We start from the raw sequence: 13,936 nt of genomic DNA on the forward strand, positions 1-13,936 counted from the left end.
ATAAATCAACGGTTAACTTTACCCCACACTTGCTGCTCAACAGGTGTTAAATAAGTCCAGGCCATAATACGGCTTACCTTTTGACCTTGCGACATGTTGATAGTTTGCACATCTTTAACGCCTTCTTTTTGAAGGGCATTGTATAAAATGCGGAGGTTCTCTTTTTTAGATACCAGCGTTGTGAACCATAAAACCTGTTTCTCAAATGGCTTACTTTGCGCAGCCATTAGCTTCAGGAAAGCCGCCTCGCCGCCGGGATACCAAAGCTCGGTGTTTTGACCACCGAAATTCAATATTGGTTGTTTATCTTTTCTCAAACCCAGGTTATCCCATTTACGGGCCGAACCGGCAGCAGCCTCTTTGGCCGAAGCGTGGAACGGCGGGTTACAGAGGGTAAGGTCAAATAACTCGCCGGGCTTGATGATCCCCTTAAAGATATCAGCCTTTTTGCTTTGCTGCCTTAACTCAACAGCAACCTTTAAATGGCTGTTTTGCTCCACAATGCTTTGTGCCGATGCCATCGCCTCCAGGTCAAGCTCGGAGCCAACAAAGTTCCAGCCATACTCTTTAAATCCCACTATTGGATAAACAAGATTAGCCCCTGTTCCGATATCAAGCACGCGCACTTTGCGGCCTTTGCGTACAACCCCGTCATTAACAGAAGCAAGCAGATCGGCAGCATAGTGGATATAATCGGCACGTCCCGGAATAGGCGGACATAAAAACCCTTCGGGAATATCCCAATGATTTACACTATAATAATGTTGCAACAGCGCCTTATTAAGCGTTTTTACGGCCTCCGGATTGGCAAAGTTAATGGTAAAATTATCGTATTCATTGGTACGCACAAATGGCCTTAAGGCTGGCGTGGTTTTTATTAATGCCTTAAAATCATACCCCTCGCGATGTTTGTTGCGTGGGTGCATATTGGTTTTAGCCTCAGGCTGATTGGGTTCTTGTGCTGACAATGGAATAGTATTTTGATATAAATTAACCTACGATACCTTTCAGATCGGCAGGCGAATAATTGATAGATTTTAATGTTTTATGATCAGATGTGCGGTACACCAGGTAAAGGCCATCTATTTCTTTATAGTACGCGTCTGTATTGGCCGTATTTTTATAATGATCGATGGTTTTTTCGGCCTCTTCAACTGTTTTGCAGGCTTTACTCATATTTGAGCGGTGTACCTCATCAAACAGCTCTTTAAATTTTGAACCTAAACCAAATTCAAGCACAGCGCCCGACAATACATACTGCAAGTCGCAAAGGGCATCAGCCACTTCAACCATGTTATTATCATTAACGGCCTGCTGCAACTCTTTCAACTCTTCGGCGATAAGCTCAATACGCAGATCGCTGCGTCCTTTTGAGGGTATTGCAGGTTTTTCAACTATAGGATGCTTAAAAGTGGTATGAAATTCGGCTACCTGTGTTAATGCGCTTAAATCTTTGATCATGTTATTTTAGGGCGATAAATAAACGGCTAAGTTATGAATTAACTTAAAGGCTTTCAAAAAATTAGTGTAAGCTGTATTGTATTACCATGTTATTCAGCATAAAAATAAACAAGCAGTAAATAATCAATAAGCCTGATTATCAGTTAATAAAAACTTAACATATACGTCAGTTGTTAACACAAACATAATATTAAAAATATATTATATTAACCTAACTTTGCATCGCGAAGAAAAAAATCCGCTTCAAATCGATTTTCTAATCCATTCACATGAAAAACATAAAAGATAAGGCCGCTACCAAACAAGCCCGCAAAGCTCTTAAAAAACAATTAAAAGAAAAATTAGTGATCCAGATTGAAACCCTGGTGAGCGAATTTGGCCCCGATATCAGCAAGGCTAAAAAAGCTATCGACAAAGCTGCAAAAAACCTGGCAAAAACATTGGCGGGTAAATTAAGCCCTGAAGTACATGCTGCACCTGCTGAGCCAAAAGTAAAAAAAGAGAAAAAAGCTGCCCCTGCAAAAGTCGCTGCGCCTAAAAAAGCGAAAGTTACCGAGCCAGAAAAAGTTGTTTAATTAAAAAACAACAGCAAAAGGGCATTCCATTTATTTTTTAAATCCCATAAAAGCCAATTATTAAAGATTAATCCTCTTTAATAATTGGCTTTTTTACTATTATTTAAAATAATTAAATAAAAAACAGACAAATACATTAATATTTTACCTTATTCCATAAAAAACATAAATTAAAAATACGAATTTTCAAATAAAATCAATACAGCATTGAAAATTGTTTAATAATTATTAACTTACATTAAAATAAACATTATCAATTCAGCCAAAACCTCCGTTTTATGAAGAAAATTTTACTATTTATCCTTATTATGCTAACCATAACTCCCCTATTGGTGTTAGCACAAAAGAAAACTATAACCGGAACCATTACCGACGCGGCAAACAGCGCGCCGATGCCCGGCGTATCAGTACACATTAAAGGGAGCAATTTAGGCACAAGCACCAATGCTAAAGGAATATTCTCTATTTCTGCGGCGGCAACCGATGATCTGGTCATAAGCTACACAGGCTATAAAACCTTGACGGTAGCCATCAGCGGGCGCAGCAAAATTGATATTACTTTGATAAGCGACGTAGCCCAGTTAAACGAAGTAGTATTAATAGGTACGCGGTCGGCCGGGCGGGTAAAGCTGGAAACTGCAGTTCCTGTTGATATCGTTAATGTAGGCAAAGCCGCTTCTGTTACCGGCCGTATGGATATTACCGATATCCTTAATTACTCAGCTCCGTCATTTAACTACAATAAACAATCGGGCTCGGATGGTGCCGACCACGTTGAATTGGGTACATTGCGCGGCTTAGGCCCCGATCAAACCCTGGTTTTAGTAAATGGCAAACGCCGCCACTCCACGGCTTTCGTTTCTGTATTTGGTACCCGTGGGCGCGGTAACTCAGGTGTCGATCTGAGTTCTATCCCAACCGCATCTATCGACAGGATCGAGATCCTTCGTGATGGCGCTTCGGCCCAATACGGCTCTGATGCTATTGCTGGTGTTATTAACCTGGTGTTAAAGAAAACTACCGGCGTATTTAATGCCAATGTTGGTTATTCAGGATATTATGACCCTGCCTTTAACAGCGGCAAAAGTGTGGTAGCTTCACAATACCCGCATGGCGGCGCCATTGATGGTAACGGTATCACCATTGATGCCAACTACGGCTTAGCCTTAGGTAAAAATGGTGGTTTCATCAATTTCACCGGTGATTATGCTAAAAATGGCAAAACCTTCCGCCAAACGCATGACACTACCACATCAAACCCTAAGGCCTTGCCTATAAACCCTTACAGGCGCGCCAATGGCGATGGCTCTGCCGAAAGCGGTACTTTCTTTTTCAATCATGAATCGCCGCTTGCAGGCACCCGTACAACTTTATACAGCTTTGGTGGTTACAGCTATAAAGCATCTGATGATTATGCATTCACCCGTAATTTCTCCGGTCGCCCCGAACGTTTCCCGACAGACAACAGCGGTAATATAATCCCGGTTAGCGGCATTATTTTTACTACTCCCGACGGCGAATCCTATTATAACCCTATCATCCGCACCCACAATACCGATATAGCTGTAGCAGTTGGCGCTAAAGGTACTTTAGGCGATGCCTGGGATTGGGACCTGAGCAATAACATTGGCAACAACAAGTTCCATTTTTTTGGTTACAAAACATTCAATGCCTCTTTAGGGACCGATAAAACCAATTTTGACGATGGCGGGTCGGAGTTTTTGCAGAACACCAGCAACCTTAACATCAACAAGCATTTTGGCAATGTAATGCAGGGGCTTAACCTCGGCTTCGGTGGCGAATACCGTTACGAACGCTACAAGATCTTTTCGGGCGAAGAGGCATCCTACAAAAACTATGATCCAACCGGCGTAAAAGCGGCAGGCTCACAGGGATTCCCCGGCTACCAACCCAGCGATGTAGTAAATGCCCATCGCTCGGTTGAAGGTGTGTATGTTGATCTCGAGGGCGATATCACCAAACAATGGCTGATTGACTTTGCCAACCGGTACGAGCATTACAGCGATTTCGGCTCAAACTTTAATACCAAACTGGCCACACGTTACAAAATCACCGATAACTTTAACATCCGCGGCTCGTTAGGTACCGGTTTCCGCGCGCCATCATTACAGCAAATCAATTACAGTTCAACTTTTACCAACGTACAGGGCACTGTGATATCTGAAGTTAAAATAGCCCCCAACTACAGCCCTATAACCAAGGCGGCAGGCATCCCTAACCTTAAACAGGAAAAATCAAAAAATGCCGGTTTGGGCTTTACCTTTAAGCCACTGCCTGAGTTAAGCTTTACTGTTGACGGATACTATATTAAAGTTAACGACCGCGTAGTACTTTCAGGCCAGTTTAGTGCCGATGACGATACCCTCGACCCTACATTTACCAACGCCCTTAAAAACCTGCATGTAAGTTCTGCTCAATTTTTTGCCAATGCCGTAAATACCACCAACAAAGGGCTTGACGTAGTTATTGACTACAATAAAACCATTGGCGCTAACAGATTCAGGGTGTTATTTACCGGTAATTTTCAAACCATGAAAATTGATAAAGTAAACTATCCGCCTATTTTAGGTACTACCCCCGCATTGCGCGAAACTTTTTTGAGCGAACGCGAAAAGAAATTTATCCTGGCATCTGCCCCGCCTCAAAAGCTTAGCCTAAACCCTGAATTTAGCCACAAAAGCTTTACCGTAGGCACTCGCTTTACCTACTTTGGTAAAGTTGTGATTGATGGCTATGGCGACGGTACAACCCTTACCCCTACTGTACCAACTGATGATGGTTCGGCGCAGCTACCCGATCAGTATATCTACAGCGGCAAAGTAGTGAGCGACTTGTATTTTGCATATAAAGTGGCTAAATCGGTTCGTGTATCTATCGGTGCCGATAACATTTTTAACGTACACCCCGATTTGGCTTATGTAAAGGGAGCTAAGGGATGGGCTTATAACAACGAACCATCAGGCCCGTTTGATGCCGTGCAAATGGGCGAAAATGGCCGCCGTCTTTTTGCAAGAATAGGCTTTACATTTTAAAACTATTAACTGACAGATCTCATAGCTTCAGCTGCCCCGGTTTTACGGGGTGGCTTTTTTGTTTTAGGGGCAATATATAAATATCAAAGGCATTGTAACTTTATCCGCGGATAAAACTCTAAACTTGCAAACTGTTAAAACATGTTAAACAAGTGCAAAAATTATTTTTTGTACATTCTTTAACTTAGCCTTGCAGATAAAGAATGCCTGCACCAAATCAGCATATCACCCATAACGACGAACAGTTATTGCAACTGATGGCCCTCGATAACCGCGATGCCTTTACCGAGCTGTATAACAGGTATTGGGACAAAACCTTTGCGGCAGCTTACCACCGTTTGGACGATGAGCACGAGGCCGAAGAGGTGGTTCAGGAAGTATTTTTAAGTATCTGGCAACGCCGCGCAAGCCTTAAATTAACCCATACCGTGGCAACTTATCTTTCGGTTGCCGTTAAATACAAGGTGATTAACCATCTTGATCGCCAATACAGGAAACAACAGCATTTAGATGAGCTTGCTTTCACTTCTTCGGAAACGGAGAATAGTACCATTCTGTGGCTGGAAGAAAAGGAGTTACGGGAACGGCTTGACCACAGTATCAGCCTGTTGCCCGAAAAATGCCGAATTGTATTCCTGCTTAGCCGTGATGAAAATAAAACCTACGCCGAAATAGCGACAGAACTTGATATTTCACAAAAAACTGTTGAGGCGCATATGTCTAAGGCTTTAAGTTCGCTCAGGCAGTCGCTTGGAGTTTCTTTACCGGTGTTAATTTTGCTGCTTAGCTAATATATGTTTCAATTTTTAACATAATGAAGCGCAACGCAGCCCGATTCAAGTATCCTTGAGCCGATTAGCTTTAGCCCTAAATTTTCTTTTAAACCTGCCGCTTCCAGCAGGCTTCTTCCTTCGCCTACAATTACAGGATGTATAACATAGTGGAATTCATCAACCAAACCAAGCTCTATCATTTGTAAGGGCAGGTTTACGCCTCCTATCGAAATATTACCGCCCGGTTGTTGTTTCAGTTTAAGGATTTCGCCACTGAGATCTGCATTTGTAACCCTGGTGTTTTTATCTTCGGCAATGGTTAATGTCCGCGAAAAAACGAGTTTTTGAATACCATCAAATGCCTGTGCAAACTCTCTTTCCTCTTTGGTTGAGTTAGGGTCCTTTACAGTATCCGGCCAATAAGGAACCATATACAATCAGGTCTACGCCATCCATAAGCCGGGTAAAATATTCTAATATATCCCTGCCACCGCTAAATTTGATATGGTCGCAGCATCCATCCAAGCTCAGGTTGATACCGTAAATTACTTTTCTCATTTGATTGGCTTTTATTTGGCTTAGCTAAAATTAATGATTTTTCGGCCAGTATAGCTTACTCATGTTTCAATCGAAAAAGAAAAACACCATTATAAAAATATTTTTCATTTTCCACTAAGGGTATCCCAATCCTTTGCTGACTATATGTGCAAAAGGTTGAAAGATCAGTCACAATGAAAAACAACACCTACAACGTAAAGGAGCTTGCTCATAAGTTAATGCAGGGCACCATCAGTCCGGACGAAAAAATCTGGCTTGACGCCTGGTATGCCAACTTTAGCGATGAGGAAGTTTTGTTATCCGCCTCAAAATATCAAACTCCCGAACAGCTGCGGGAAAGTATTTTAAGTAAGATAACCACAGAAATGGGAACACCGGAAAAACCTGCGCATAAGGTGATTACTCTATGGCGAAGCATTGCTGCTGCTGCAGCTGTGGTATTACTGATTACGTTTGCGGCACTTTACAAAAATGAGGTTTTGGAGGCTATTGATCCTGCCAAACAGGTTGAGTTGGTAACCGCCCCGGGCAAACACCGGCAGCTCAGTTTGCCCGATGGCACCCGGATCTGGCTTAGCCCCGGCAGCCACATTAGCTACCCCGACAAGTTCAGGGCTAAAGAACGTTTGGTAAAACTTGAGGGTGAAGCATTTTTTGATGTTGTTCATGATGAGAACCATCCTTTTGTGATCCAATCGGGCCAGCTTAAAACCGTAGTGCTAGGCACCAGCTTCAACGTTAAAGCCTACCCCGACCAGATTATATCAGAAGTAACAGTGATCAGCGGAAAAGTAGCCGTACAGGAGCATAACCTGCCCAAAAGCAAGCAGGCTATCATGGTGCTCAACCAACGGGCGGTATACAACAAAACCGACAGATCGTTGATTAAAGAAAATTACCCCAACGCTTCAAAATTTCTTTCGCAACGTACCGGCTTGTTCAGTTATGATGGGGCCTCGCTGCAAACTGTTGCCGATGACCTGGCCAACCAATACGGCATCAGCATAAATCTTGCTCTGGGTATTGCTCAAAAAGGATTTTACGGGCATATCAATACAAATGAACCGGTAGACAAAACACTTGATAAACTTTGTGCCGTAATGGACCTCCGCTGGAACAAGCTCAATAACGGTTACTATCTGCAACCTTTACCATCCAACAATTAACCTTTTTTCAAAACATCTCCCAAAAGGAAAACTAACCACATCAACAATTTAAAGCATTTATGAAAACTAACAGACCGGCATGGATACCCATGCTGATTTGCGAAATAACGCGAATACTCCTCCGAACGGCACTTTGCATGTTGTTATTTTTGACGATAGCCAAAGCACAGGCCCAGGGCCCTTTAGATAAACCCGTTACTATAACTATAAATAACGAACCGCTTAAGCAGGTTTTAGATAAGATCACCGCCGCCAGCGGGGTAAGGTTTACCTATAATGAAACGGTTGCAAAAAGCTCTGCAAAAATCAGCATTAACGCTCAAAAACAGCTATTGGGCAATGTATTGCGCAATGCACTTGCTCCGCATCCCTTTAGTTTTACGGTGCTCGATAACGAGGTACTGATTAAATATGATGCGAGTAAAGCAAAAAAGCAGGTAGCCGCCCCGGCAGACGGAAAATATACCGTAAGCGGCACCATTAAATCAAAACAAACCGGCGAAACGATCATCGGCGCAAATATCCGGGTTTCAGGCGCAAACACAGGTACATCCAGTAACGAGTACGGCTTTTATTCGCTCACACTGCCTGCCGGCAGTCACGAACTTTCGGTTAGTGCCATGGGGCAAAAAACTATTGTGATGCCCATATCACTTCATGCTAATCTTAAGCTGGATATTGCCCTCGAAGATAATTCCCAGTTGTTGCAGGAAGTAACCATCAAAGCGGCACCTGCAGGCGCCCGCGATCTGGCCAGCCCCCAAATGGGCGTCGAGCACCTCAGTATCCAGGAAACTAAAAACATCCCGGTGTTACTTGGTGAGCGCGATGTGATTAAAACCATTCAACTATTGCCAGGTATTAAATCGGCAGGGGAAGGCAGTGGTGGCTTTTTTGTACGCGGCGGCGCTACCGATCAAAACCTGATCTTGTTGGATGAAGCACCGGTATACAACGCATCACACTTGCTGGGTTTCTTCTCTACCTTTAACTCCGATGCCATCAAAAACATGAATATTTACAAGGGCGATATGCCTGCGCAATATGGTGGCCGGTTATCGTCGGTTTTGGATGTTAAAATGAATGATGGCAACAACCAAAAATTCGGGGTGAGTGGCGGTATTGGTCTCATTGCAGCCAGGGTAAATGTGGAGGGCCCTATTCAAAAGGGCAAATCGTCCTTCCTGATCTCTGCACGGCGTACTTATGCCGATGCATTCTTAGCGCTTTCAAAAGACAGTATCGCTAAAAAAAGCCAGCTTTATTTTTATGACCTTAATGCCAAGGCCAACTATGTTTTAGGAGATAAAGACCGTTTGTTTATTTCGGGATATTTTGGTAAAGATGTGTTAAAAGCTGCTGATATAGCCGGCATTAACTGGGGCAATACTACGGCCACCCTCCGTTGGAACCACATTTTTAACAGTCAGCTGTTTTCAAATACCTCACTCATCTACAGCAATTACGACTATAAGCTTAATATTAAGCAGGATGTAAACGAATACAATATCTATTCACAAATCCGCGACTTTAACTTTAAGGAAGACATGCAATGGTATGCCGGAAGCAAAAACACCATCAGTTTTGGTGTAAACAGCATTTATCACACTATTAAGCCGGGCGAAATTTCGGCCACAGGTAACTCGGGGGTAATATCTCAAAGCCTGCAAAACAGGTATGCCCTTGAAAATGCTGCCTATGTTACCAACAGCTGGAAAGCGACCGACCGCTTTACCTTAACCTACGGCGTACGGCTTTCGGCCTTTACCATACTGGGTTCGGGCGATTATTATGATATTGATACCGATGGCAACATCGTAGGCTCAAAACATTACACTTCCGGGCAGGAGGTTAAAACCTATGTTAATCTGGAGCCCCGTGTTGCTGCGGCATTTCAGTTAAATGACGTAAGTTCTATCAAGGCGTCATATGCCCGCAACGCGCAAAACCTCCATTTGATCTCCAACTCTAATTCAGGCTCGCCAACAGATAAATGGGTAGCAAGTACCAATATCATCAAACCAGAACTGGCCGATCAGTTTTCGGTAGGCTACTATAAGGATTTCAACGATCATAATTATGAGTTTACGGTTGAAAGTTATTACAAAAAGCTTCAAAACCAGATTGATTACCGCAACGGCGCCAACGTGTTCACCAACCAGCCCATTGAAACGCAATTACTTTACGGCAAAGGTCGCGCCTACGGTACTGAGTTTTTGCTGAAGAAGAAGACCGGCAGGCTTAACGGCTGGATCAGCTATACGCTGTCAAAATCTGAACGGATGATTGATGGCATCAATAATAACCAATGGTATAACGCCCGGCAGGACCGCACTCATGACATAGCCATTGTAGCTATTTACAAAGCAAGCGACAAATGGACCTTCTCGGCCAATTTTGTTTACTACACCGGTGATGCTGTAACCTTCCCGAGCGGCAAATACCAGGTTGATGGCGTAACTTATTACTACTATACCAACCGCAATGCCGACAGGATGCCTGCTTATCACCGCCTGGACCTGGGTGCTACAAAACAGCTCAAAAAAACAGCGAAGTTCCAGTCTGATTTAACATTTAGCCTTTACAATGCTTACGGCAACCCCAACGCATACCGCATATTTTTCCGCGATAACAAGACTGATGCAAGCCGTACCGAAGCAGTGCGCACCACTTTATTCACCTTTGTACCTTCGGTTACCTATAACTTTAAATTTTAAGCCGATGAAAAACACTATAAAATATATAACCATTACCCTGTTTGCAGCGGCCCTAAGCAGTTGCGAAAAGGCCATCGACCTAAAACTCAAAGACACCACCCCACAATATGTTGTGGAGGGCGTATTGACCGATGCAGCCGGCGGCTGTAAAGTATTGCTCAGCCAAACCAAAAACTTTACCGACAACAACGATTTTGTTGGATTAAGCGGGGCCACCGTTACCATGACCGATGATAACAATAATGTTTACCCGCTTACTGCTACAAGCACCGGCATTTACCAAAACAGCACAATGACAGGCACACCCGGTCATACGTATTACCTTAATGTGCGTATTGATGGCAAAACGTTTACCTCAAGCTGTTTAATGCACCCAACTGTGCCGTTAGATAGTATTTATTTGGTTAAAGACGAGCTTAATAATAATAAGGACGGCACCCCGCGTAAATATGTTACCGTGCGGTATGACGACCCTATAGCTACCAAAAACTATTACCGCTTTGTACAATATGTAAACGGCCGCAAAGAAGAAACAATTATGCTGGAAGATGATGAATTTACCAACGGGCAGGAAGTGAACAGCAACCTCCGGTTTGACAACAGTAACGATAACCCGGCACGCGATATCCGCCCGGGCAATGAGGTAACTATCGAGATGATGAGCATTGACCAGGCCGTTTACAAATATTTTTACAGCCTTAGTAACAGTGCCAACGGCGATGGCAATAATGCAGCTCCGGCAAATCCGCTAACCAATATTAAAGGTGGGGCCTTAGGATATTTTAGTGCGCATACTGTAGTGAGGAAGACTTTGATAGCGCCTTAAAATAAAAAAGTCTCATTGCGAAGAGGAATGACGAAACAACCGCATGCTATGCAGGCAGGCTCTGTATAGTATGCGATTGCCCCACTTCGCTCGCTATGATATGTTTTTTTTGATTAAAAGGGTTTATTTATAATACACCCTATCCAAACAAATTATTAGTAAACTCTACTTTTATCCTTGTTTGAAAGTTATCTATAGTCCTAAATATTTCTTTTAGGGCTACCTTTTCAATTTTGGTGAGTTTATCTGGGTCGATATAATTATCAGGTTCCGTGCGGTCCTGGATAATTTGGGAAGCCTGGTTGCGAAGGCGCAGGCCCATTAAAAAATAGTACGACTGGATCAGCTCGTGAACCTCTTTTTCATTGAATACGTCTTTCTCTTTCAGCGCCTTCAAGCGCTCGCCGGTATTAACTTCAAAAATGCGGTGACGCAGGGCATACATCCGCACCAGGTCAACAATTGGCGTCATTGATTTTTTAATATCGAAAACTTCCTGGCTACCTTTGGTAAAAGTTTTGATGTTTTTGAAAAAGGTGAGCGGCGGTTCATATTGCAAAGCATTTTTAGCCATGTGGAAGAAGATCTTACCCAATGGTTTTTGCAGTTCCTCGTCCAGAAACTCTTTTAGCTCGTCCATAATGCTGGCTTCACCATACAGGTAACGGCAATCGAAAAAGGTAGAGAACTGGATCACTGTTTCGGGTACAGCTTCGGTCATCCAGCTTTCGTAATTACGTTTCCAGTGTGATAGTGAATGTGTCCACTTGGGGTTTTGAGCCATGTAGCCACCTGTACAAAAACTGAAGCCTATGTGGTCAAGCTTTTCGGATACCTGTTGGGCAAAACTCAGGAAATACTCACGGACTTCTTCGCGGTGCTCATTGGCCTTATCTTCATAAATAATGGCGTTATCCTGGTCGGTTTTAAAGGTTTGTTCTTTACGGCCTTCACTGCCAAGTACCATAAAAACAAATTTAGCAGGTGGCTGTCCCATGGTTGTAATAACGCTTTCAATTACCTTTATGGCAATGGTATCGGCAATGGTGGTGATCACCTGGTTCACGATTTCGGCGTTTACACCACGACCGAGCAATTGTGTTACCATTTGCGGCACCGATTCCCATTTGCGTTTAAGCTCCTGTACCGATATAGCCTGTTTTACCGATTGAATAAATACCAGCGGCGATTGCGCCTGCTCGGCCAGGAGCTTATTCCTGCTGATGCTGCCTACAAATTCATCGCCGTTTTTGATGAGCAGGTACCGGGTTTTGGTGCGGAACATCATCAAAATGGCTTCATATACATAAGCATTTGTGCTGATGCAAACGATGGGGTTGTCCATAATGTTGCCAACCGGCTGGGCTGTATCCGCCTGTTTGGCAACCACATTATCACGCAGGGTAATATCAGTTACATAGCCTACAATTTTGGCTTGTTCATTACGGATAAAAATGCAGCTTACCTTATGTTTCGCCATTAACCGGGCTGTTTCGTAAACCGGGGTGCTTTGCGGGCAGGAAACTATCTCCCGGTATTCAATGCTTTCAATTTTACGGGAGTACAATTGTTCGGAAGCTATATAGCTTTCTTCAAAAGTTGCCGGGCGTTTATAAAAATGGGCAAACTCATCATTAAGCATGCGTTTGCCAAAATCAGCAGTAAAATATTGTACAAAGTCCTCGTAGGCTTTGCATAACGACCGGAAATCCTTGCGATGTAAAAAAAATACAGTCGTCCCTTTCTTGGCGATCACTGTACGGATAGATTGCTTACGGTTAAGCAATACCGAAATGCCTCCATAACAATAGCCCGGATGATGATGCTCCAACAGGCGTTTATTTTGCTGGCTATCGTAAAAGAAGGATTCGTATTCGCCCTCGGCAATGATATCTACACCGCGCATTTTGGTTACTTCCTGTTGGTAAATAACCGTGTCTTTACTATAACGGATCTCCTGCAACTGATCGGCGACCTGTTCCAATACATCGGCAGGAAGCAGGTTAAAAGGGGCTACTTTACTTAAAAATTCAAGACGTTGAACCATATAACCAAAAAGCTATGATGATGATCAAAATTAAAACGATGGCTGCAGGCAAAAGGTATTTTTTTTCGGACCGGATTTTTTGCAGGTAAACCTCCTGGTGCTGTACACTGTCGTCGGTAATATCGCCGCGTTTCAGCATCTCAAAGAAGCATTCGGCAGTAGCCTCTGCATCTTCAAGTGCGTTATGCTGCCGGTCTAAGGTTTTGTTAAACAGTACTTCGTACAGCTGGTTTAACCTTAAATATTTGGTTTGCGGATTTTGTACCCATTTGGTAGTAGCCAGCATGGTACAAAAGGTTTTTAAATTTTGAAGCGGATTAGTGATGCCTGTGCGGTAAAATTCAACGCCTGCAACGTTCAGGTCGAGTTCAATAAAATGACCTATTACCAGTGGTTGATATTCCTGCAGGTCGTTGGCCAGCATGGTCATTACATCCTTGCGCCATTCGCCGTGCTCAACCAAATACTCCTGGGTAAGGCCATGAACAGCAAACGCTTTTGGGCTTATGGTAAAGTCATTGTCTTTAATATAATGATCTTCACGCTTTACTTCAACCATATCACTGGTATAAACTATCCATGACACCTGCAGCGCATAAGGCCAGTTGTCGTTGTCGCAATAAGGCAGGTCCCACTTTTTGGGCAGGCCGGAAGTTTCGGTATCTATGAATAAAAGGTAATCTTGCACATGATAAATTTATGAATTTATTTGAATGATGGTAGTGTTGCCGGTTTTGTAACCGATTTGTGAACCATCTTT

Annotated in this window: 12 protein-coding genes; 6 read left to right on the top strand and 6 right to left on the bottom strand. The window is 43.3% G+C overall.

The features are described from left to right. Positions 1 to 5: 5 nt before the first annotated feature. Complete coding sequence (rlmF, locus tag ACEN9X_RS02160) at positions 6 to 968, bottom strand: 23S rRNA (adenine(1618)-N(6))-methyltransferase RlmF (protein ID WP_413668841.1); 963 nt, start codon at positions 966 to 968, stop codon at positions 6 to 8. 22 nt (positions 969 to 990) lie between these two features. Next, the gene (locus ACEN9X_RS02165; protein WP_413668842.1) at positions 991 to 1,461 is read right to left on the bottom strand and encodes a hypothetical protein; all 471 of its coding nucleotides are present in this window, start codon (positions 1,459 to 1,461) and stop codon (positions 991 to 993) included. Between the two features lie 269 nt (positions 1,462 to 1,730). On the opposite strand from ACEN9X_RS02165, the gene ACEN9X_RS02170 reads away from it, so the two are divergent. From ACEN9X_RS02170 to ACEN9X_RS02180, 3 genes are all read left to right on the top strand, one after another. Further along, positions 1,731 to 2,036 (top strand): hypothetical protein, encoded by a 306-nt coding sequence (locus tag ACEN9X_RS02170; RefSeq protein ID WP_413668843.1) that lies wholly within the window; start codon positions 1,731 to 1,733, stop codon positions 2,034 to 2,036. Between the two features lie 278 nt (positions 2,037 to 2,314). Continuing rightward, on the top strand, positions 2,315 to 5,089 hold the full coding sequence (locus ACEN9X_RS02175; RefSeq protein WP_413668844.1) for a TonB-dependent receptor: 2,775 nt from the start codon (positions 2,315 to 2,317) through the stop codon (positions 5,087 to 5,089). 203 nt (positions 5,090 to 5,292) lie between these two features. After that, on the top strand, positions 5,293 to 5,880 hold the full coding sequence (locus tag ACEN9X_RS02180) for an RNA polymerase sigma-70 factor (RefSeq protein WP_413668845.1): 588 nt from the start codon (positions 5,293 to 5,295) through the stop codon (positions 5,878 to 5,880). 8 nt (positions 5,881 to 5,888) lie between these two features. Here the strand turns inward: ACEN9X_RS02180 and ACEN9X_RS02185 are convergent, their stop codons facing one another. Beyond that, positions 5,889 to 6,293, bottom strand: a complete 405-nt coding sequence (locus tag ACEN9X_RS02185; protein ID WP_413668846.1) for a dihydrofolate reductase family protein — start codon at positions 6,291 to 6,293, stop codon at positions 5,889 to 5,891. Then, entirely contained in the window at positions 6,256 to 6,420 is a 165-nt protein-coding gene (locus tag ACEN9X_RS02190; protein ID WP_413668847.1) for a hypothetical protein, read from the bottom strand. The genes ACEN9X_RS02185 and ACEN9X_RS02190 overlap by 38 nt, the downstream gene beginning before the upstream one ends. 173 nt (positions 6,421 to 6,593) lie before the next feature. Here ACEN9X_RS02190 and ACEN9X_RS02195 point away from each other — a divergent pair, with 173 nt between their 5' ends. Genes ACEN9X_RS02195 through ACEN9X_RS02205 form a run of 3 tightly spaced genes read left to right on the top strand, consistent with a single transcriptional unit; the run spans position 6,594 to position 11,129 of the window. Beyond that, positions 6,594 to 7,586, top strand: a complete 993-nt coding sequence (locus tag ACEN9X_RS02195) for a FecR family protein (RefSeq protein WP_413668848.1) — start codon at positions 6,594 to 6,596, stop codon at positions 7,584 to 7,586. Positions 7,587 to 7,645: 59 nt separating this feature from the next. Next, the gene (locus tag ACEN9X_RS02200; protein ID WP_413668849.1) at positions 7,646 to 10,303 is read left to right on the top strand and encodes a TonB-dependent receptor; all 2,658 of its coding nucleotides are present in this window, start codon (positions 7,646 to 7,648) and stop codon (positions 10,301 to 10,303) included. Positions 10,304 to 10,307: 4 nt separating this feature from the next. Continuing rightward, positions 10,308 to 11,129: a DUF4249 domain-containing protein gene (locus tag ACEN9X_RS02205; protein ID WP_413668850.1), complete on the top strand. Its 822-nt coding sequence runs from the start codon at positions 10,308 to 10,310 to the stop codon at positions 11,127 to 11,129. Between the two features lie 139 nt (positions 11,130 to 11,268). On the opposite strand, the gene ACEN9X_RS02210 is transcribed toward ACEN9X_RS02205, so the two are convergent. Both ACEN9X_RS02210 and ACEN9X_RS02215 read right to left on the bottom strand, forming a co-directional pair. Continuing rightward, a complete protein-coding gene (locus ACEN9X_RS02210; RefSeq protein WP_413668851.1) occupies positions 11,269 to 13,176 on the bottom strand; it encodes a DUF294 nucleotidyltransferase-like domain-containing protein in 1,908 nt (635 codons plus the stop codon). Further along, entirely contained in the window at positions 13,160 to 13,864 is a 705-nt protein-coding gene (locus tag ACEN9X_RS02215; RefSeq protein ID WP_413668852.1) for an exonuclease domain-containing protein, read from the bottom strand. Before ACEN9X_RS02215 ends, ACEN9X_RS02210 begins: the two co-directional genes overlap by 17 nt. Positions 13,865 to 13,936 lie beyond the last annotated feature (72 nt).

Origin of the sequence: Mucilaginibacter sp. Mucisp86, from assembly GCF_047324315.1 — a bacterium.
Taxonomy (GTDB): Bacteria; Bacteroidota; Bacteroidia; order Sphingobacteriales; family Sphingobacteriaceae; genus Mucilaginibacter.

Bases quoted from the DNA above. Each gene is read 5' to 3' on its own strand.
- ACEN9X_RS02165 (WP_413668842.1), bottom strand. From the start codon at position 1,461: ATGATCAAAGATTTAAGCGCATTAACACAGGTAGCCGAATTTCATACC.
- ACEN9X_RS02170 (WP_413668843.1), top strand. From the start codon at position 1,731: ATGAAAAACATAAAAGATAAGGCCGCTACCAAACAAGCCCGCAAAGCT.
- ACEN9X_RS02175 (WP_413668844.1), top strand. From the start codon at position 2,315: ATGAAGAAAATTTTACTATTTATCCTTATTATGCTAACCATAACTCCC.
- ACEN9X_RS02180 (WP_413668845.1), top strand. From the start codon at position 5,293: ATGCCTGCACCAAATCAGCATATCACCCATAACGACGAACAGTTATTG.
- ACEN9X_RS02185 (WP_413668846.1), bottom strand. From the start codon at position 6,293: ATGGTTCCTTATTGGCCGGATACTGTAAAGGACCCTAACTCAACCAAA.
- ACEN9X_RS02190 (WP_413668847.1), bottom strand. From the start codon at position 6,420: ATGAGAAAAGTAATTTACGGTATCAACCTGAGCTTGGATGGATGCTGC.
- ACEN9X_RS02195 (WP_413668848.1), top strand. From the start codon at position 6,594: ATGAAAAACAACACCTACAACGTAAAGGAGCTTGCTCATAAGTTAATG.
- ACEN9X_RS02200 (WP_413668849.1), top strand. From the start codon at position 7,646: ATGAAAACTAACAGACCGGCATGGATACCCATGCTGATTTGCGAAATA.
- ACEN9X_RS02205 (WP_413668850.1), top strand. From the start codon at position 10,308: ATGAAAAACACTATAAAATATATAACCATTACCCTGTTTGCAGCGGCC.
- ACEN9X_RS02210 (WP_413668851.1), bottom strand. From the start codon at position 13,176: ATGGTTCAACGTCTTGAATTTTTAAGTAAAGTAGCCCCTTTTAACCTG.